At 45.7% G+C, this 18,679-nt stretch carries 21 protein-coding genes and 2 tRNA genes; 13 read left to right on the top strand and 10 right to left on the bottom strand.

Translation table 11 applies throughout. The annotated features are described in order from the left end of the window. Nucleotides 1-5 precede the first annotated feature (5 nt). Nucleotides 6-431, bottom strand: a complete 426-nt coding sequence (locus QXR61_01730) for a DUF371 domain-containing protein (GenBank protein ID MEM3756671.1) — start codon at nt 429-431, stop codon at nt 6-8. 128 nt (nt 432-559) lie between these two features. On the opposite strand from QXR61_01730, the gene QXR61_01725 reads away from it, so the two are divergent. Beyond that, nucleotides 560-1,924, top strand: a complete 1,365-nt coding sequence (locus QXR61_01725; protein ID MEM3756670.1) for a phosphomannomutase/phosphoglucomutase — start codon at nt 560-562, stop codon at nt 1,922-1,924. Nucleotides 1,925-1,939: 15 nt separating this feature from the next. Here QXR61_01725 and QXR61_01720 read toward each other — a convergent pair whose 3' ends face one another. Then, nucleotides 1,940-3,022, bottom strand: coding sequence for an mRNA surveillance protein pelota (locus QXR61_01720; GenBank protein MEM3756669.1), 1,083 nt, complete (start codon nt 3,020-3,022; stop codon nt 1,940-1,942). 155 nt (nt 3,023-3,177) lie between these two features. On the opposite strand from QXR61_01720, the gene sfsA reads away from it, so the two are divergent. Next, nucleotides 3,178-3,906 carry a DNA/RNA nuclease SfsA gene (gene sfsA, locus QXR61_01715; protein ID MEM3756668.1) on the top strand — a complete coding sequence of 243 codons (729 nt, stop codon included), beginning with the start codon at nt 3,178-3,180 and terminating at the stop codon, nt 3,904-3,906. A gap of 11 nt (nt 3,907-3,917) precedes the next feature. On the opposite strand, the gene QXR61_01710 is transcribed toward sfsA, so the two are convergent. Further along, entirely contained in the window at nt 3,918-4,595 is a 678-nt protein-coding gene (locus tag QXR61_01710; GenBank protein ID MEM3756667.1) for an SAM-dependent methyltransferase, read from the bottom strand. A gap of 38 nt (nt 4,596-4,633) precedes the next feature. Beyond that, nucleotides 4,634-5,872 carry a hypothetical protein gene (locus tag QXR61_01705; GenBank protein MEM3756666.1) on the bottom strand — a complete coding sequence of 413 codons (1,239 nt, stop codon included), beginning with the start codon at nt 5,870-5,872 and terminating at the stop codon, nt 4,634-4,636. 262 nt (nt 5,873-6,134) lie between these two features. Here QXR61_01705 and QXR61_01700 point away from each other — a divergent pair, with 262 nt between their 5' ends. Together QXR61_01700 and QXR61_01695 are read left to right on the top strand one after the other, a co-directional pair. Further along, nucleotides 6,135-6,317: a hypothetical protein gene (locus QXR61_01700; GenBank protein ID MEM3756665.1), complete on the top strand. Its 183-nt coding sequence runs from the start codon at nt 6,135-6,137 to the stop codon at nt 6,315-6,317. Nucleotides 6,318-6,427: 110 nt separating this feature from the next. Then, nucleotides 6,428-6,871 carry an integrase gene (locus QXR61_01695; GenBank protein ID MEM3756664.1) on the top strand — a complete coding sequence of 148 codons (444 nt, stop codon included), beginning with the start codon at nt 6,428-6,430 and terminating at the stop codon, nt 6,869-6,871. Nucleotides 6,872-6,923: 52 nt separating this feature from the next. On the opposite strand, the gene QXR61_01690 is transcribed toward QXR61_01695, so the two are convergent. After that, nucleotides 6,924-7,145, bottom strand: a complete 222-nt coding sequence (locus QXR61_01690; GenBank protein MEM3756663.1) for a hypothetical protein — start codon at nt 7,143-7,145, stop codon at nt 6,924-6,926. A gap of 462 nt (nt 7,146-7,607) precedes the next feature. Between QXR61_01690 and QXR61_01685 the strand changes: the two genes are divergently transcribed. Further along, nucleotides 7,608-8,033, top strand: coding sequence for a ParB/Srx family N-terminal domain-containing protein (locus QXR61_01685; GenBank protein MEM3756662.1), 426 nt, complete (start codon nt 7,608-7,610; stop codon nt 8,031-8,033). Nucleotides 8,034-8,435: 402 nt separating this feature from the next. Here QXR61_01685 and QXR61_01680 read toward each other — a convergent pair. Beyond that, nucleotides 8,436-8,524: transfer RNA gene (locus QXR61_01680), tRNA-Ser, on the bottom strand. 144 nt (nt 8,525-8,668) lie between these two features. On the opposite strand from QXR61_01680, the gene QXR61_01675 reads away from it, so the two are divergent. From QXR61_01675 to QXR61_01665, 3 genes are all read left to right on the top strand, one after another. After that, the gene (locus QXR61_01675) at nt 8,669-8,881 is read left to right on the top strand and encodes a hypothetical protein (GenBank protein MEM3756661.1); all 213 of its coding nucleotides are present in this window, start codon (nt 8,669-8,671) and stop codon (nt 8,879-8,881) included. Nucleotides 8,882-8,983: 102 nt separating this feature from the next. Then, nucleotides 8,984-9,811 (top strand): nicotinamide mononucleotide deamidase-related protein, encoded by an 828-nt coding sequence (locus QXR61_01670; protein ID MEM3756660.1) that lies wholly within the window; start codon nt 8,984-8,986, stop codon nt 9,809-9,811. A gap of 59 nt (nt 9,812-9,870) precedes the next feature. Next, nucleotides 9,871-10,635 (top strand): ATP/GTP-binding protein, encoded by a 765-nt coding sequence (locus QXR61_01665; protein MEM3756659.1) that lies wholly within the window; start codon nt 9,871-9,873, stop codon nt 10,633-10,635. A 2-nt stretch (nt 10,636-10,637) separates the two neighbouring features. Here the strand turns inward: QXR61_01665 and QXR61_01660 are convergent, their stop codons facing one another. The 4 genes from QXR61_01660 to QXR61_01645 all read right to left on the bottom strand — a co-directional run bounded on the left by QXR61_01660 (nt 10,638) and on the right by QXR61_01645 (nt 14,997). Beyond that, a complete protein-coding gene (locus QXR61_01660; GenBank protein ID MEM3756658.1) occupies nt 10,638-11,255 on the bottom strand; it encodes a DUF4443 domain-containing protein in 618 nt (205 codons plus the stop codon). Nucleotides 11,256-11,320: 65 nt separating this feature from the next. Further along, nucleotides 11,321-12,382, bottom strand: a complete 1,062-nt coding sequence (locus QXR61_01655; protein MEM3756657.1) for an aldo/keto reductase — start codon at nt 12,380-12,382, stop codon at nt 11,321-11,323. Between the two features lie 13 nt (nt 12,383-12,395). After that, the gene (locus tag QXR61_01650) at nt 12,396-12,971 is read right to left on the bottom strand and encodes a pyruvate kinase alpha/beta domain-containing protein (protein MEM3756656.1); all 576 of its coding nucleotides are present in this window, start codon (nt 12,969-12,971) and stop codon (nt 12,396-12,398) included. Nucleotides 12,972-13,104: 133 nt separating this feature from the next. After that, nucleotides 13,105-14,997 (bottom strand): beta-propeller domain-containing protein, encoded by a 1,893-nt coding sequence (locus tag QXR61_01645; GenBank protein ID MEM3756655.1) that lies wholly within the window; start codon nt 14,995-14,997, stop codon nt 13,105-13,107. 129 nt (nt 14,998-15,126) lie between these two features. Between QXR61_01645 and QXR61_01640 the strand changes: the two genes are divergently transcribed. The 5 genes from QXR61_01640 (at nt 15,127) to QXR61_01620 (ending at nt 18,425) form a co-directional block, all read left to right on the top strand. Continuing rightward, on the top strand, nt 15,127-15,570 hold the full coding sequence (locus QXR61_01640) for a hypothetical protein (protein MEM3756654.1): 444 nt from the start codon (nt 15,127-15,129) through the stop codon (nt 15,568-15,570). 48 nt (nt 15,571-15,618) lie between these two features. Beyond that, on the top strand, nt 15,619-15,915 hold the full coding sequence (locus tag QXR61_01635; GenBank protein ID MEM3756653.1) for a hypothetical protein: 297 nt from the start codon (nt 15,619-15,621) through the stop codon (nt 15,913-15,915). Between the two features lie 216 nt (nt 15,916-16,131). After that, a tRNA-Lys gene (locus QXR61_01630) sits at nt 16,132-16,209 on the top strand. A 261-nt stretch (nt 16,210-16,470) separates the two neighbouring features. Then, complete coding sequence (locus tag QXR61_01625) at nt 16,471-16,677, top strand: hypothetical protein (protein MEM3756652.1); 207 nt, start codon at nt 16,471-16,473, stop codon at nt 16,675-16,677. A gap of 50 nt (nt 16,678-16,727) precedes the next feature. Continuing rightward, the gene (locus QXR61_01620; protein ID MEM3756651.1) at nt 16,728-18,425 is read left to right on the top strand and encodes a post-COAP-1 domain-containing protein; all 1,698 of its coding nucleotides are present in this window, start codon (nt 16,728-16,730) and stop codon (nt 18,423-18,425) included. Nucleotides 18,426-18,679 lie beyond the last annotated feature (254 nt).

The raw sequence follows: 18,679 nt of genomic DNA, 5'->3' as shown, positions 1-18,679 counted from the left end.
GCATTCTATCTCTCAGCTATCAACGTTATCTTTACCTGTCTCTCATGCCCCTTAAGTTTACCCATAAGGCTTCTTGAGAGGTCACATGCAGCCTTATCCGCCCTGATCGCCACAGTTCTGCCGCAGACGTAGCTGCTTTTTCTGACAACAATGTCTGTTGGATGCGTAAGGGTCAGATTTGGATTACCGTAGGCTTTAACGATTTCCCTTTCGCCGTCCACCTCAATAATAATTGTTATAGTGGCGTCCGCCTTCTTCGCAGCCTCCTTAAAATCTTCATTTAGGTCTCTTGCAGCTTTATTAGCTCTAACAGCGATTATGCAGTCGCCCTTCTCGGTGAGAAAGCTCTCCTTCGTCACTTCAAATGTAGATTTATGAGTAGCCTTTATGAGCGGATGCCCAAACGCCACTATTTCATCAACTGCCTTCAAAAATTTTCACCTATCCCCCTTTCCTAATCCGACGCCACGTTAAGTTTTACGCTAAATGACAGCTCCAATAAATTAAATATTCTGGTTCACCATAAATATTTCTGAATGTTTGAAGTCGGTGTCTGGGGATGATCTCAGCGGTACCTGAAAGCATCTTTAGAGCCTACGATATACGCGGCATCTATGGCTTAGACCTAGATGAGAGAGTAGCCCACATTATAGGGAGAGCCTTAGCGGACTACGCTGGCAACGAGGGGAAAACCTTCATCGTTGGCAGAGACGTAAGGCTAAGCAGCGGATCCCTCCGCAGCGCTCTTATAAGCGGTATGACCGCTTGCGGATTAAACGTTGAGGATATAGGAGTTGTGACAACACCGCTGCTCTACTTCGCTACGAGACATTATCGTGCGGACGGCGGGGTCATGGTTTCAGCGTCACATAACCCGCCTGAATGGAACGGCTTTAAAATCCTGTTTGGCAAGGGGTTCTTATGCATGGGCAGCGGAATGGAAGAATTCAAGGAGATGGCGCTTAAGGGAGTTTTCAGGGAATCAAAGAAAGGGGCGGTTAAAATCAACACCGAAGCCATCAGAGATTACGAGGAGCATGTCTCGAAAAAAGTGGATGTGGCTGGAAGCCTGAAAGTGGCGGCTGACCCCGGTGGAGGATCGTGCACCGTACTGATACCGAGAGTTTTCAGGAAGGTTGGTTTAGACGTCTACACTATATACGGTGAGCCGGATGGCTCATTCTCAAAGCACCCACCAGAGCCTAACGAGCAGACTCTAGAGGAGCTGGGGAGGCTTGTACATGAGTGTGGGGCTGATTTCGGGGTTAGCTTTGATGGTGATGGTGACAGGGCAATCTTCATCGACGATAGGGGTCGACTAGTCCCAAGCAACATGATTTTATCGCTGCTAGCCAGATACTATTTAAGCAGGGATAAGGGCGCAGCCGTTGTCTATGAGGTTAGCTGCTCCATGATCGTTGAGGAAACCATAAGGTCTTTTGGCGGAAAACCGGTTTTAAGCCGCGTTGGACACACATACATCTACGATAAGATGATAAGCGAGAACGCTGTTTTAGGCGGAGAAACAAGCGGCCACTTCTACTTCAGAGACATGTATGGTTTCGACGACGCTGTATATGCTAGCCTAAAGGTGGCTGAGGTCATATCGAAAGACGGGAGAAAACTCTCTGACATAATTGATTCTATGCCCAAGTACCCGCAGATACCAGTCAGAAGCTACAGATGTCCAGATGAAGTGAAGTTTAAGGTTGTTGAGGAGCTCGCAGAAGAATTTAGATCCCTAGGATATAAAACAGTAACTGTTGATGGGGTTAAAGTTATCACCGAGGACGGCTGGTTTCTTGTAAGGCCGTCTAATACGCAGCCGCTCATAAGGATGAACGCTGAGGCTAAAGACGAAGACAAATTAAACAGTTTAGTTTCATTCGCCGAGAAAGAGATCCTTAGAAAGCTAGGCGGATAGGTAAGGCGCGCTAGCTTATTGGCTTATTGGAAAGCGTAGCAGGGCGGCTATTCCCCCAAGGGACTTTAGTTTCGCGCCCGCCTCATGTTCAATGCTGATGATTCTGACCCTACCACCTTTATCTTCAACGCTTCGTATGAGCTCCTCTAGGTGAAGCATCTCATCATCTGAGGAGCCTCTAATCAGCTCGTCTGTCACCAATATTTCCTCAACTGCACCGAGGGAAACCGCGCGTTCAACCTCGCTTAAGCCGTAAGTGACGTCTTCTCTCCCCATTCCTAAACGCTTTAAAACCTCCTCGACCGCGGAGGACTCCTCGACCACCCTGATGTGCTGGAGAGCTTTAGAGAGTATGCCTGAGCGCAAAGCCTCATAAATCCCAGATCTTCCAGCGCTGTTCACGCTCTTCACATCAACAACCTTACTGTAAATGTTCGACTGGTTTTCCCTTAAAAACCTCATGAACATCTCTTTAACGAATCCAACCCCAACTACAACTATTGAGCCATTTAATGATTTAACCAAATCTTCCAGAACCCTTAGGGCGGACTTAAACATCTCATTAAGAACCCTTTGCCTCTCATCAACCATATGTTTTCCAGGCAAACTGATGCGCTCCTCGGCTGCTATGTCTAAGCCGACTTCACTTAAGGTAGCTGCACAGTATCCTTCATCATCAATAGAAATTATTATCATCGGCGCGGTTCTACCTGAAGCTGCCCGCTCAATCTGCTTAACATGATAGTCCAGCCACCTCTTTTTAATTATTGTAATCGGCGTATTTAGAGTTACATTGAAGGTGTGGTGTGAACCCATAGCCCCAATATCTTCAGGCGCGTCGCAAACCGTGCCGTGAACTCTAAGGCGGTTTAGGCTTTTATCCCAGTAGACGCTTTCAACTTTAAGGCCTAGGAAAACTGATATACGTTTGCCTTTCTCAGACCTCTCGTACCTCTCGCCTAAGCGGACTTCCCGCGTGGTTCTAGCATATGCAACGTCGCCCTTCTGAATAACTGTGTAGAGCACCCAGAGGTCTTCGAGAAACTCTGGAACAACGGTAATTTTTCCATGCTTAAAATCCTTCTCTAGAATTTTCATTTAAAAGCCCTCTAACGCTATTTGGCATTAAGATCCATTAGACGTGAGATTGATTTGAACTAAACTGAAAAAAGGTTAATTAAAACTTATTAACCTTCTGTTTTAAAGCGTAAAGTGAAGCCTTCAGTTTACACGCTTTACATGACGGGTTAGGTATGAGTAAACTGCCTATAACTCTCGACTTCGAACTCATTGCGGGAAAGTTTTTGAAGAGATTGAACCGATTCATGGTTTTAGCGAGAGTCGACTGTGAAGAAGTTTACGCGCATCTACCTAACTCAGGTAGACTTACGACAGTGCTGTGCTCCGGGGAAACAGCGTACTTTAGGAGACGGAAGGCGAGAGCCAGCGCAAGAGCAAAAAGTGTTTATAGTATGTTTGCAATTCAACACGGCGCTTTACCAATCATCGTGGACGCTCAGTTCTCAAACTTTCTCGCCGAGACAGCGATTAAAGCAGGGTTAATTCGAGATCTAAATGGCTACAGAATTATTAAAAAGAATTTTGAGCCGAATGAACATTCAAGGGTTAGATTAGATTTTGCAGCGGAAAAGGATTCAGAAGTATTTTATATTGAGGTTAAATGCGTAACTCACGTCATGGACTCCGTTGCGCTGTTTCCCGACGCACCAACACAGAGGGGAAGACAACACACAATAGAGCTAACAGCGCTGCTGGGGTATGGGTTCAAATCCGGGCTAATATTTTCAGTCCAGAGACCCGATGCGCTAATAGTTAAACCAAATTTTGAGGTGGATCCAGAGTTCGCGGCGCTGCTGGAAAGAGCCGTGCTTAAGGGCTTAAAAGTTTTCACCATTAAATCAACCTTTAATCCTCCGAGAACCGTAATCCTTGATTCCGGTGGAGTACAGTTTAAAATGTAGGCTGTAGCCGACTACTCCCCTAAAATCTTCTCCTCATCGTGAACTATTTCGTTTGACATCAAGTAATTTACTAGATCGTCGCTTATAATTGGTTTACCATCACGTAGAGGATACAGGTAAGGTAGATATATTTCGAATTTATCGTTGATCCGTATGTGCAAGCCTCTTTTAACTGGTATATCCTCCAGCTTAACGCCCTCGCTCACCAGTTTAGCCACATAGACCGCGCCGTCAATGGAGAATTGTCCTTCACCGATGTTTCTAGATAACGCGCTCGGAGCCTTAGACGTCACCAGTTTTCTCGTTCTTCCCCTAGGTGGATTGTCGCCGAGAATCCCGCCAACTATGACGGCTTCCTTATCCGTAAAGTCACCGGGCCTAAGCCTCTCTAAGGCTTTAGGGTCAAGGATTATGATCTTCTCAGGGCTAAAAATTTCAGAGAAACTCTCGCGTCTAACCACCCCTAAATCAGATAGGACTTTAGCGTCTTCTTTTCTCTTAACATTTGTAAAGATCAGCCTATCTCTACCGACAATTCTAGAAGCGTTTGCATACTCAAAATAAAGCCACTTTCCAACCTTAGGCTCAAGATGCTCAATCACGAAAACTGGATTCGGGGAAGCGATCCTATCACTAGAGAGGGGCAAGCGCTTACTCATCCTCTTAACGGCGCGGCCGTTTAAGCGCATTTAGCTAGACCTCCATCTTCTGAGGCGTTATAGAAAAGCTACACATATTTCTCCGCAATTCTAGAAGCTATCTGCGCCCACTCCCATAGGCGCTGAGGCTGGTAATTAACGGTGCTTATATCCTTCATGTGGATCTCGATTATACAGTTGTACTCTCTAGCTATCCTCAATTTCTCCTCAATATCTTTCCTCACGCTCTCAGGATCCCAGATCGACGCGGCAAAAACCGCGGGGCTCGGCTTCCAAGCGATTACGAATTCATCGCGGATGTTTTTAGCAGCCCGTTTAAAGTCTGCAAATGGGCTTATTGAAATCTTTCTTAGCCTTGGAACATTTCTTCTCAGGATGTCAATCTTATGGTGTAGGGGCTCGCAGCAGCCGTAATAATTATATCCCCATTTCTCATACCATGGTCTCTCATGCTTCAAAGCAAACTCCTCGTGCATAGCTGGGGATGCCGCCGCGAAGACCTGGGCTGTTTCCACCCCCCAGAGCTTCATTGGGTCGTCTCTCAGTAAACCAAGCCTCATGTACTGCTCTAACCTATGTAGCCATGCTGCAACCATTCTATCTATGAGCTTATGGACGTAGCTCGGTCTACGAAACATATCTATGAGAATCTCCTTCACGCCCGTCCACTGCACGATCTCGTCCCATGGCGCAAACCAGAATGAGGATACACCGCGCCTCTCTACGGGTATAATCCCATCAAAAATATCGCATAGCGCCTGAAAATCCCTCTCAGCGCGCTCAGAATCAAATGCGACCCTAGGCATCTTAATTTTCTCGATGTCTTCTTCGCTTTTAATTTGCACGTGAAAGCGATGAGATACAATGGGGTTTCTCTCATCCTTCTTCACGATATCCTCCTCTACCTGTATGCCATAGCCGGAATCAATAATGTAGTCTTGAAGCGGCTGTATGATCGCTGGTTCTAAGCCTGGATAAGTGAACCTCGGGTCGTCGACCGGGGCGCCGAGACCATGCTCCCATTTATATATTATGCGTCTCAGCCTCTCCTCATATATACGGCAGAGCGGATGCTTCGTCTTAAGGTCGAGCTCTCCATGAACGTTCACTTCATGCCAAGGGATCTCGTAAACATATATTATTGGCTTCACCATCTCCAGCCTGTTTATGCTCTCCTGCAGTTCAATATACTCTTCATTAACGCTTGAAGTGGCTATCTCAAAAACCTTCCTCCCAAGCTCCCGCAAAACCTCTTTATCGTCCCGCGGAATATTCCAAAACTCTTCTCCACTAAAGGGCTTAGACATAATCAACCCACACCATACCTAAATAAACATTTCTTATTTCTCCAATTAACGTTTTAATTATACTTGCATTATCCCCAAGAAACCTAAACTTTTACACCGATATATCGGCCCAAAATTAACTGCTTTCCGAAAATAAGGCGAGAACTTTGTTTGGATCTCGAGTCTGCAAGCGATTGATTATAACGGTGTTAGGGGCGAGTTTCTTGTTTGGTTTAGGGCTAAGGGCGTTACGGAGGACTATATTCAAACGATGGTTAGTTATTTGGATCGGTTCCTTAGGCAGCCTATAGGTTCTCCCAGCGATGTTTCTAAGATGTTTATGGGGCAGAGGAAGAACCTCGTTAATGCTCTTAGGAACCTTTTCAGTTTCCTTGAAGTTAAGGGTTATGACTCCTTCTATCTAACCTTGATGCGTAAGAGCCTGCTAAGGTGTCTGTTGGGTTAATGTTAGGGTTCCAAGCGAGGGAGAGATTATTGAATCATTAAGGGCGCTTAGGGATAAAGGCGTCTACGAAACTCTCTTTAACCTTATGCTCGACAGTGGCTTAAGGGGTTATTGAGGCTACTGAGTTCCTAAAGCTCTATAATGGTGGGGGCGTTAGGCTTGAGACTCATGATGGCTTCTACGTCGCTCAGTTCAGGATGCTAAGGGGGAATAAGAACACTTATGCAGCCTTCATAACAGAGTATACTAAGAGACTGCTTGACAATATTAAGCGATCAATCTCATATGAAACCGCAAAGAAAATTGGCGAGAAGAGTGGTGCAAGGGGCATAATCCAATTAAAATATCTACGGAAATTTGCGTTTGATAAGATGGTGGAGCTGGAGATACCTGAGAGCGTGGCCGACTTTATCCAGGGCAGGACGCCCATTAAGGTCTGCGCTAAGCACTACATGAACCTGCTAAAACAAGCGGTAACCTATTATCCCAGATATGCCGCTTACCTCAGGGGGCTTAGAGAGAAGGCAAATCTACAAACCTGTAAGACTTCGTAACGAATATGCGGAAAAGGTATAGGGGGTATCAATTTTAGCAGTACCTCTCATGCTAAAATTGGCGTTGAGAGCTTACTGCTTCATACTCTCCGTCACACTCAATAACTAAAAGAGGTTTACTCCCAGCCAGAAGAACTACTAAATCAGCTTTACGACCATTAACAGGAAACTGGGTCTTAGGCTCATCAAACCTCACACCATCAATAGTGAAGCCCCTCTTCTCCAGAACGCTAAGAATATAATGATAGAGTTTGCTCTCAACCTCAGCCTCCAAACCCACTAAACCCGTCCCCCACGCTTAAGTTAGCCTTTTGCTTTGGGAATAGTGAACTTCGACCTTGAACTCTCATAAAGGTTGAACTTAGCCCCGCACTCCTCACACTCGAACCCTATAAAACCTAAAACTCCACCCCCCAAAAGCTTACCCCTAATATCCCCACCACAAACCGGACACCTTAAGATATTGGCTCAAACAGAACCTTATATGTTTGAAAAGAACAAAGAGTCTTGAACAGTTCAGACCGAAATTTCACATGTACTTTCCAGCCTAAACCTTTCATACGCGCCGCTAAAAGAATCAGATGCAGCGAACCCTCCATGAACCTTAATGAAAAAACTAAACACATGATGGGATAAAGAGAACTCAGATCCATAAAAACCTTAAACATTGTTTAACTTTCTCAGTTGAGAAAAAATACATATGTCCGTCTGCCAATAAAACTCGATGATATAATGTGTGGCGTTTGATGTGGCAAATAAAGTGTTCATGATGAAGTTAAGCGAAATTCAGCCAAGCCAGCTTTACATCTGCTCTGAAAAGCTATCTGAAGTTATGAAGACATTTGACGCTAATAACCCTACGGCGATGGAGCCTATACCAGTTAAGAGGCTTGGAGATGATGTTATCTTTGTTGATGGACACACAAGGGCTTTCGCAGCCTTCCTACACGGTTTTTCAGAGGTTCCAGTCTACTGGGAGGATGAAGAGCTGGACTGGGACGCCTACAGGATCTGTGTCGAATGGTGTAAGAATGAGGGAATACGCACCATAGCTGACCTTAAAAATAGGGTTGTATCCCAAAGGGAGTATGAAAAATTATGGTATGAACGATGCGAGAAAATGCAGAAAGCCCTGGAAGCGAAAAGAAAAAAGAAAGCCTAAGCTGACGTTTAGTTAAACCACCAAAACGGAGAAGTTAAAAATTTTGAGCACGTTATATGCGTTTTCCTTTATTCGGGCTATGCCATCTCCTCATCAATCGGCAAGACCAGAAAATCTGAACCTTTCAGATGCAGTCTTTTTATAGGCCAAAACGCCTAATTTTAAAACGTTAAGAGGTGAATACTTCTATGCCTAAGCCCGGCATGGTCGGTTTAACCCTGAAGAAAGAGGTTTACGAGCTGCTGAAGGCTAAAGCACGAGAGGCGGAGATGGGCATAAACCAATACCTCGAAAACCTCCTAATAGGCCGGATAGGACAGTCCTGGGACCGTCCCGGGACAGTCCCAAACCAGCAAAACAAGACCCTAACAACAGAGCCAATTTTAAGCCCCATTTCAAATTTGGCGCCGGGGAAGGGATTCGAACCCTTGCGTCCCGCGAGGGGACACTGGATCTCGAGTCCAGCGCCTTATCCGCTCGGCCACCCCGGCATCTGCTTCGTTTCACCCAAAAATTGAAAGGCTGCATGCTATCTAAAAGTTTTTCTCCGCTTATGTGACAGCATTGTTTTAGTTTTTAACCAAAAGGTATTTTTGTTAGATTTAGTTTTTTAGATTAAATTGAAGGGTTTAGTCATGCTATATTGTCCTGAATGTGGAGGCGAGATGCTTTACATAAGTCGAACTAAGCATTATGTATGTAGGAGCTGCGGTCTCTCTCTCACGCATCAGGAGCTTATTGAGATTAAGGAGAAATCTAGGGAGCGTTTTGAGGCGGATATGGATGAAGATGAAAGAAAAAAGATGAGAAAAGAATATCTACAATGGTGGCTGTCAAAGAAGAAGTGATTTAAGCGGAATCAAAAGGCTTAAACCCACCCAGCTCCCTACTCTCGGAAATAATCCTTTTATTTCCCCTTTTATTTAAGAGGAATATTTGAGGCGATGGATTTGTCGGCGGTTAATCGTTATGTGGAGCTAATATGTATTGGAAACGAGCTGCTTATAGGCAAGATCTTAAACACTAACGCTCATTGGCTTGCTAGAAGGATAACGAGTCTAGGTTTATCTGTCCGAAGAATAACCGTTGTCGGCGACGACTTAGACGAAATATCCTCCGCCATAAGAGAAGCCATTCAACGTAAACCATCATTCATTATAACGACTGGCGGATTAGGCCCCACATTCGACGATAAAACTCTTGAAGGGGTCGCTAAAGCCATAGGCTGCGATCTCGAGGAGAATAAAGAAGCCCTAGAGATGATTAAGAAACGATATGAGCAGTACGTTGCCGAGGGCAGAATAAAGAAATTCGAGCTAACGAAGTATAGGATTAAAATGGCGACGTTGCCGAGGGGCGCAAAGCCTCTGCCAAACCCAGTTGGAACGGCTCCGGGGGTTCTCGTCAAGCATGAGGATGTAAACTTGGTTATGCTTCCGGGGGTTCCGCAGGAGATGATGGCTATATTTGATGAGTCTGTTGCGCCGCTTCTACGCGAAGTTGCTGGAAACATGGTTTTCTATGAGGCTAGTTTAGAGGTTAGAGGGGTTCCTGAGTCGGATTTAGCGCCTTTAATAGAGCAGGTTATGCGCGAGAACCCTTACGTTTATATAAAGTCACATCCCAAGATCTCTGAGAAAACATCTTACATAGAGCTTCATTTCTCGACGACGTCTGAAGATATAAATGTGGCCAGGCAGAGAATTGAAAGGTCGATTATGCAGATGTCGGAACTAGTATCAGATAAGGGAGGGAGAATAAGGCCAATACAGGCTTGATCCCTTCCCTTTACCTTTACCCCTAGAGGAGCCAGTTTTATGGAGATGGATGGCTGAGCATGGTCTTCATAGCGTTTATAATAGGGACGGCTGGTTCAGGCAAATCCCTATTAACGGCGGCTTTCTCCGAGTGGTTGAGGGTGAATGAGCAGAATGTTGCAACGTTGAACCTTGATCCAGGCGTGATAAAGCTGCCCTATACGCCAGACATAGACATACGCGACTACATAACTATTGATGAGATAATGGATGAGTATGAGCTTGGCCCGAACGGAGCGCTGATAATGGCTGCGGATTTAATAGCTGGCGAAATAGAGAAGATCAGGGAAGAGATCGAAGCCGTAGGCCCAGACATTCTGCTTGTTGATACCCCCGGGCAAATGGAGCTCTTCGCCTTTAGGGCTAGTGGGCCGTATATAGCTAGCGAGATCAGTAAGGATCCGAAAGCCGTAATCTATTTGTTTGACGCTGTCTTCTCGTTAAACCCGCTTAACTATGTTTCAAACATGTTTCTTTCAGCAGCCGTCTACATGCGTTTTCTTCTCCCGCAGATTCATGTGCTCTCTAAATGTGACCTTATCTCGCAAGAGGATGTTGACACGATTATCGAGTGGTCTGAGGATAGGGCTGCTTTAGAGTCAGCTATAAACGAGAGGCTTAACGGGGATAGGCGCCTACTAAGCCACAGGTTAAGCAGGGCAATCTGCCAGTTGGGATTAAACTTTCCGCTAATACCCGTCTCATCTAAAACTAATAGTGGCTTTATCGACTTAAACGCGGCTTTAGAGAGAATTTTTACCCGCGGGGAAAAAATCACGTACTAGCCCTATATTATCGACCAAGCCGCCGCCAACGCGCCGTACTCCGCTTTTATAAGAGAGTCTGCGCTACTAATTATTATGACGTCGCCTTCACTCGGATTTATCAAACGCATTATTTCTTTAAACGCGTATGGATAGTCTCTCTCCAGATCCACGCTAACGCCCGGAATAATAACCTTGTTATTTCTGAAAACCATTGTTACAGCGCCCTTTGCGCCGATTGAAACCGCAGCGTCCCGCTGCTCAATCCCGCTCTTAACCTTATCGGCACGGCCCTTAACCAGTATGGCGACGCTTTTGGGTGCTAGGGTTAGCTCGTTGCTTCCAATCTCGACAATCTTCGGTATAATCTTCGCAATATTATTCCAGAGGGATCTCCCTCTATCGCTGAGCGAACATCCGGTTTTTAAAGTTACTATTAAGCCGGCTTCAGACAGCCTTTTAAGCATAGTCCTTGTTGCCCCCTCACCTAAGCCTAGCTCCCTAGATATTTTTATGCGCCCGGCTTTACCGGATTCAGCCAGTAGCCTAAGCAGCCTTATTAAATCCAGCGTATTAAAGGATGGGGAGGGGCCGGGCGCGCTCTTTGAAGATATCTCATTTAAAAGGTTTTTTATCGACATAGGGCATCTACAACTGAGCGTTACTAAACGTTAGTTTAAGAAGCACGTATATTTCTCCTATCCTTCTATGATGATAGGAGGGAATGCGCTTCCGCCAACATTTCTGGAATATTGAGGCTGTATGGACACTTCTTTACGCATTGGCTGCACTGGGTGCATGAGTTGGCTTTGACTTCAACCATCCTGTACCGCCATTTAGCCCAATCCGTTAAACCATAATGTTTATAGTATGCTAGCTGACGCAATATTATCGGTATTAATATGCCTTGGGGACATGGTTGACAGTACCCGCATCCGCGGCAGAACTCTCTGCTCAGGGATTCAGCCGCCTCCACAATGGATTTCTTCTCTTCCTCACTCAACGATGAAAAGCTGTAGCCCACATGCGCGTTCTCTTCAACCTCCTCAATTCTCATCATTCCCGGAATAGCTGTTGCGACCGCATCATTGGATAGAACAAACCGGAGCGCTGTTTCAGCATTTATTGGAATCTTTGATTTGCTGGCAAGGGCTTGGGGTGGCGTCGCTAGGAAGCCGCCTGCTAGAGGCTTCATGGCTATTACGCCAACATCCATCTCCTTAGCTAGGGGTAGAATTCTCTCGTCCACTAGCTCGTCGTTCAGTATATTGTAAGAGACCATGATCGCCTCAAACTCCCCAGATCTTAACCCCTTCTCCATGGTCTCATGATACCTGTGGCAGCTAAAACCTATATGCCCAATAACCCCCCTCTTTTTCGCCTCCTTAAGAGCCTTTAGGGCTCCGTTTGTCCCCATAACTTTCTCAAATTTATCCGGGTGGTTAGGGTTATGGCAAAGGTACAGGTCTATGTAATCGGTTCTCAAGTTTTTTAGGCTTCTCTCTATATCTTTCGCGGCTTCCTCGTATGTGAGGGCGCCTGTTTTCGTTGAGATATAAAACTCCTCTCTTCTATTGCTTATGGCAAATCCTATTTTTTCCTCGCTGTCGCCGTAGGATCGGGCGGTATCAATAAAATTTATGCCTAAATCTAAAGCCCTGTTAAGTATTCTGCTTGATGTCTCATAATCTATTTGCGGCAGCTTTATCGCTCCGAAACCTATTATTGAAACCATTAAATCCGTTTTGCCGAGCCTTCTCTTAATCATCGCTGGATCACCGCTATCTGGATCTGGGCTTGGCGATAATCTCCTTAATAAACATGTCAAATATCCTCGATGAATTCGCCGGTTGAACAACTATCACCGTGTCAGCGCCCCTACCGGTTCCAGCTATACTTATTACGTCTCTATCTACTGGTATAAGTCCAGCGTCAGCGGCCATGGCGACTATTTCAACAGCAACCTTCATCCCTTCACCGAACAACCTCAAGGTTTGCGCCATTATTTCAGCCGGGTAAGCCGTGTTAAACTTGCTTCTTATCGCTCTCTCAACCCCGGCGAATATGTGGGTTCCAGCGAATATTTTGCCGCCATTCGCCTCTATAATTTTCCGATTCTCCTCCAGAAGCTCCTGACGCCCAGGTTCCCTAAATCCAGCGTGATGGGTGACGACGACCAAATTATATCCTTTGAATATTTCTGAGGCTTTGACGCCGGTAAAACCCCTCGTCGAGGCGACAACAACATCTCTTATGCCGAGCTCCTCAGCCCTCTTTTTCGCTAGGGCTAGGACTATTTCGGTGTTGTCTTCGCCCGGATTGTTAAAGTAGGTTATTGCCTTTTCAACTAAACCCATAGATGGCACCTCAGCACTCAAAATATTTGCTTATTACAATATATTAATGCTTTGCAGCAGTGGAGAAAATAGAGTTTTTAATATCGGCCTATCAGAAAAAAGAACGTAATAAAAAATAATGGATTATTCTCGTCTATTCAAGCGAGATTTCAGTTATATCGCTTAAATCAATTAGATCGTTTGCTTTTATTTTCCCGTCGCTGACAGTATATAATATTTCGTCTATGTAGAGCGTTCTTTTAACCTCGTACATTGGATCGATGCTGCCATCACTCATGTCTTTCATGTGGCTTACCCTGCCCCTTAACATTATGCCGTCTTCCAGCGAAATATGAAAAACATAGGCTCCCTGGAAAACTGGTCTGCCGTATGCCCAGGGCGGCTTCTCACCGGGGTAGTCTTCCTCAAATATCTTCGCCTCAACAATGGGGATTACAAGCAGGTTTCTTTTTCTATCGAAGAGCAGTGCGTGATGGTCAAATAGGACTGGTGACTCCGTGCCCCTATCGCCTATAACTATTTTGGCAACCTCTTCTGGGCGCTCTACGTCAGATACGTTGAAGAGCGATATTTTTAAGCCCTGATACCATGCGAAGTCGCCTTCCTCGGCTGGAACAGCCTCCTTCCCTATCCCTATCAAGTAGTTTTCATCGTATGGGTGGAGGTAGTCGCTGTATCCCGGTATTTTAAGTGCTCCTAAAACCTTTGGATATGAGGGGTCTGAGAGGTCGATTGTGAATAGCGGGTCAACCTTCTTGAATGTTACGAGGTAGCATCTGTCGCCCATAAAGCGCGCGGCGTAGATTCGTTCTCCGGGGGCTAAGCCCTCAATCTTTCCAACAATCTCTAAGTCCTCCACGTTTAAGATGTATACGTTGCTCTCCATCTTCATGCTGCCGTTGCTCGGCTCATATATGAATGTAGTTGTAGCTGCCCTAAAGTATCCGTTATGCTCGTCCATTGAGAACTGGTTTAATACTTCGCCTTGGATTTCGCCTTTCGCTTTGCACTCGATCTCCAGCCCGTTTACAGCTATTCTATAGACTTCTGTCTTGCCCCAGCCGCCCAGAGACCTATCTAAGACTGGGAAAGTTATGTAAAGGTTGCTCCTAGACATGTATATATGTGAAGCGTAGCCCGTTAACACGGATTTCACCGTCGAACGGTTTACGTCTAAAATATCTATGGCCGCCATCAACGTGTAGCTTGAAGGGGCCTCTATGGAGTCCGAGTAATATACGTTGGGCGGAGAAATCTCCCTCCAGTCCTCATTAACAGCCCACTTTGGAAGAACCGTTAAGTTCTCTGTCCATACCGGAATCAGGTACGTTAAAACCACGTAAACATAGTTACCTATCATTCTCGAAGATACATAGCTGCCCTCAAGAGTAACTTCGCCGACGCTTACAGGCTTCTCAGGCGCAGATACATCGAAGACTTTAATGGACGTTCTCCATGGAAAGTATGTTGGAAGCGGAGCTATCATCGCTTCTTTCTCAGACTCGGATGGCGCCGTGATCTTCACGGCTTCCTCTACGAGAACCACAAGTCTATTTTCGCCTATAAATAAGCCGATGACCCGTCCATCAACGCTGATCTTTGAAAGAACCTTCATCTCTTCCGGCGGATATGCCTCAACTATGCTTATCAAACTGTTGGACGATGCCGCATAGATTATCCGCCCATCTGTTTTAACTATATCGGCCTCGTCAACACCTTCAACCTGAATGTTCGTCGTCGAATAGTCTGGCGCTTTAGCTGCAGATGTAAGAGCGGCGGCTTCAGCGAAAGTTCTCACAGTAGTCCTGAAGGGGCCTATAAGCCTACCTACGAGGGGGTCGTTCTCCGCGGACTTGATTTTGGCGCTGATAAAGGCGGCGATCTCGTCTTTAGAGACGAAGGTTTTTAAAAGGGTGGTCTTCTCCTTCTCGTTTTCGCCTATCCGAAAGACCGCTGTCACCGCCCAAGCGGCCGCCAATGCGGTTAAGGCTAGCAACGCTATGGCTAAACATGTGCGAGACTTCAACTTCGTTCACCACAAGATATTTCCGCGTCGAGGCTCATTATCCTATGTTTTAGTACAATCGTTCAAGTAGATTGAACAATCTTAAATCTTAAAACCGCTCTTTAACTAAATGTTTTATGGAGCATTTCCATGGAAGAATCTGACCTAGAATCCAGTCTTAGAGGTAAAACGCTCAAAGTTTACATGTATCTGCTGGAGAGATCCGGCTCTAGGGTTGGCGTTAGAGAGGTTCAGAGACAGCTGAAGTTTTCGAGCCCAAGCCTAGCAGCATACCACCTTGACAAGCTGGTCTCTCTTGGGCTGGCGGGTAAAACGGCTACCGGCGAGTATTTTCTCGCTCAGGAGGTTAAGGTCGGCGTTTTAAAGTTCTTTGTTAAGCTGGGGAGATACATGGTGCCCAGATTCATGTTTTACGCTGTTTGGATGACGAGCATGCTTATCACCTACATAGTTCTCTACGAACACACTTGGAGTACTCATAATGTTGTGGCGTTGATGTTCGGCCTGCTAGCCTCAGTGATCCTTTGGGCTGAGACGATTAAACTGCTGTTGGAGAGCCGTTCAAAAACATAGAATAATTAGAGGGAACAAACATGAGTAATATTTGAGATGGGATGAGCGTTGGAGAAAACATTTATCAGCTTAATATTTGCAGCGTTTCTCGGCGTAACATTAATGTTGGCGCCCCTTATGCTTCTACCTACGGGCATAGAAACTTACGGTGGAGTGAAGCCTGAAACGCCGAAAAGCGCAAACCTTGTAGAGAGGGCTGAGGCGGCTGAAAAAGCAGAAGCGTTAACAGTGCCCGCGGCTCCGGTTGTAAAGGTTAATTGGCTTGATCTCGTATCGACCGTTGTTTTTGGAGCAATACCGGCGGCGGTTGTCTCCATAATTGTTAAAAGAAAGTTAAGGGTTTGAAACAAAATCTACGATTGAAGATTTTATGGCGATGTGGCGAATTCTCACTCTACTTGCCTTTGCCTCTCTTCCGCGTTTCATGGGCCATAAGCTCATAAACTAAATTTTGGCTTTGTTTGGTTTATGAGCTCATAAACTAAATCATCCGCACCGCGCCTAAAGTTCATCGCAATAGAAAACAATAAATTTTTCTTTAATCACCAGAATATTTGCTAGGGGCCCGTAGCTCAGCAAGGATAGAGCACCGGGCTTTTAACCCGGGGGTCGGGGGTTCAATTCCCCCCGGGCCCGCCAAGGACTCTTGCTGCTTTTCATGAAACAGCGCTCTTTAACTTTGCGCTCTTCTCCGCCAGCTGATGGGAAGCTTCCGGATGGTGCTTATTATCCTATCTGTAAGGTAATAGAATTGATAGCTGCTCTCTGGTTTGTTAATGCTTTCCCTGCATTTTGTTATGGTTATTTTTATTTTTTGATGTTAATTTTTATTAAGTTTGGTTATGAAGAATATATGTAATTATGTCTATTGTTTGAGAGTCTCCAGCTGTGTGGAGTCTGATGTTAAGGGTTGAATGTGTGGTTTTCGGCGTTGCTTCTATTCTGCTTAGAATTTTCAAGGATATTGATGGCTACTGTTTAAGCTGGGCTGAAAAAGCCAATAGTGGGAAGAGTGAGGTAGGCGACTGGGCGCTTAAGCGGCTGGTTCAACCCTCAGCTTGGGGGCTCTCAGCCGGGGGACTGAGATGGGGATCTAACCCCCGTTAAAGCGTGAGCGATGATAACTCCCCAATAGGAAACGAGGTGGGAAAGAGAAAATGTTGAAAAAATTGGCGGCTTTAACCGCAATAATGCTAATACTGGCAGCAATGATAATGCCAACAGCCATATCTCTTGTGAAAGCTGAAGAATGCATAGAAGATGACCCGTTCACCTATTCGCCCAGTACACATTCGGCAACAGTCAGCCCAGGAGGAAGCACAAGCGTAACGGTAACCCTTGGATTAGCCCCTACAGGTCAACCTGGTAATCCAAGAGAAAGCCCTCCCGTCACCACGGAAGGCTGGGATAAAAGCGTTTTGCCCACCGGATGGACTTTAATCGACGAGATACAATCTCCAAAAACAAAATACAAATGGGAAAGCCTCAATGACACTGTTAAAGTAAAGTTAACGCTGACGATTCCGAGTAACGCCGCGTATAAAACATATAATTTCACACTCAAACTAAAGCCAGGGGAAGATTCTGCATCTAATACAATTGGTGCTGGAACTGGAATAAGATTCTCAATCAAAGTAAGTGCTGACAATACGCCGCCTGATACTAGTATTGATTCGGGTCCCAGCGGCTGGATCAACGTTCAAACTGCCACTTTTACTTGGTCAGGTTCAGACGACGTCACTCCCGCTGGAAATCTTGTTTATTCTTGGAGGTTAGACGGGGGCGAATGGTCAGCGTTCTCTTCCGCCACTTCAATAACGTTGACTGGATTAGGTGAAGGCTCCCATACCTTCGAGGTAAAAGCCAAAGATCAAGCAGAAAACGAAGATCCGACGCCCGCATCCCAAACCTTCAGCGTTGACATCACACCACCAACGCTTTCTAAGACTCTTACTGGAACTGAAGGGCTTAATGGCTGGTGGGTTTCAGACGTTACAGTCACCTTAACCGCATCGGATGAAGTTTCTGGAGTAGCTTCAGTAGAGTACAGTTTTGACGGCCAAAACTGGATCGCATATTCTGGGCCATTCACCATCAGTGATGAGGGAACCACCACCCTGTATCACCGGGCTACTGACAACGCTGGAAACGTCTACGAGCTTCCATCCCAAGAAATCAAAATTGACAAGACAGCTCCAGTCATAAGGACTGATGTTGCAGATTGCGGTGTCTATCCTGCACCATTCACTTTGCGTTTCAGTGCAAGCGATGAGGTAAGTGGAGTAGCGTCGATAACAGCAAGCTTAAAGGATTCTTTTGGAACACGAACTGTATTTGATGGAGAGTCGCTGGGTGCGGGTGTTTATACATTATCCATTACAGCTGTCGATAATGCAGGGAATAATGCTATTTTTGAAGTGTTCTTTGTGGTTTATGATCCAAGCGCTGGCTTTGTTACTGGCGGAGGCTGGATAAACTCCCCTGCGGGAGCTTACAAGCTAGATCCATCGCTTTCGGGTAAGGCTACTTTCGGCTTCGTATCCAAATACCAGAAGGGCGCAAATGTTCCAACGGGCAATACGGAGTTCCAGTTCCACGCCGCGGGCTTGAACTTTAAGAGCACAAGCTACGAGTGGCTGGTTGTTGCAGGAAGCAAAGCAACTTTCAAAGGCTCAGGCACACTTAACGGAGTAGGCGGCTACAAATTTATGCTATGGGCCGGAGACGGCGGAAAAACTGGTCTCGACACATTTAGAATCAAAATCTGGACAGAAGTCAACGGAGTAGAAATTGTCATTTACGACAACGGTTTCGACCAAACAATTGCAGGCGGAAGCATAGTCATCCACAAGTAAACTCCCGCTCCAACTAATTCCCCTCTTTTTTATTTTCCATAATAAAATTGGAAACTACCCCATGTTTACCCCGCTGTCAAAGACGTAAACCTTTCAGGTTAGAAAATTTAAGCCAAGGCTTCGCAAGCAAAAACTTGCGGACATTAAATTCGCAAAAATAATCCTCCTAGGGCCTCGAGAGTTCGGATTCTCTACGCTTTATCGCTCTTATAGCGGTGGACTAACATTTAAAAGATGATGCCTTTAACAAGGTT

It is taken from the genome of Candidatus Bathyarchaeia archaeon (assembly GCA_038882715.1).
Lineage (GTDB): Archaea > Thermoproteota > Bathyarchaeia > Bathyarchaeales > DTEX01 > DTEX01.
This window is presented reverse-complemented; position numbering and strand designations above follow the sequence as displayed.

What these genes read in the sequence shown, in the direction of transcription:
- QXR61_01620 (MEM3756651.1), top strand. Translation starts at nt 16,728, where the DNA reads ATGTTGAAAAAATTGGCGGCTTTAACCGCAATAATGCTAATACTGGCA.
- QXR61_01720 (MEM3756669.1), bottom strand. Translation starts at nt 3,022, where the DNA reads ATGAAAATTCTAGAGAAGGATTTTAAGCATGGAAAAATTACCGTTGTT.
- QXR61_01640 (MEM3756654.1), top strand. Translation starts at nt 15,127, where the DNA reads ATGGAAGAATCTGACCTAGAATCCAGTCTTAGAGGTAAAACGCTCAAA.
- QXR61_01675 (MEM3756661.1), top strand. Translation starts at nt 8,669, where the DNA reads ATGCTATATTGTCCTGAATGTGGAGGCGAGATGCTTTACATAAGTCGA.
- QXR61_01705 (MEM3756666.1), bottom strand. Translation starts at nt 5,872, where the DNA reads ATGTCTAAGCCCTTTAGTGGAGAAGAGTTTTGGAATATTCCGCGGGAC.
- sfsA (MEM3756668.1), top strand. Translation starts at nt 3,178, where the DNA reads ATGAGTAAACTGCCTATAACTCTCGACTTCGAACTCATTGCGGGAAAG.
- QXR61_01725 (MEM3756670.1), top strand. Translation starts at nt 560, where the DNA reads ATGATCTCAGCGGTACCTGAAAGCATCTTTAGAGCCTACGATATACGC.
- QXR61_01660 (MEM3756658.1), bottom strand. Translation starts at nt 11,255, where the DNA reads ATGTCGATAAAAAACCTTTTAAATGAGATATCTTCAAAGAGCGCGCCC.
- QXR61_01625 (MEM3756652.1), top strand. Translation starts at nt 16,471, where the DNA reads ATGTTAAGGGTTGAATGTGTGGTTTTCGGCGTTGCTTCTATTCTGCTT.
- QXR61_01650 (MEM3756656.1), bottom strand. Translation starts at nt 12,971, where the DNA reads ATGGGTTTAGTTGAAAAGGCAATAACCTACTTTAACAATCCGGGCGAA.
- QXR61_01710 (MEM3756667.1), bottom strand. Translation starts at nt 4,595, where the DNA reads ATGCGCTTAAACGGCCGCGCCGTTAAGAGGATGAGTAAGCGCTTGCCC.
- QXR61_01665 (MEM3756659.1), top strand. Translation starts at nt 9,871, where the DNA reads ATGGTCTTCATAGCGTTTATAATAGGGACGGCTGGTTCAGGCAAATCC.
- QXR61_01655 (MEM3756657.1), bottom strand. Translation starts at nt 12,382, where the DNA reads ATGATTAAGAGAAGGCTCGGCAAAACGGATTTAATGGTTTCAATAATA.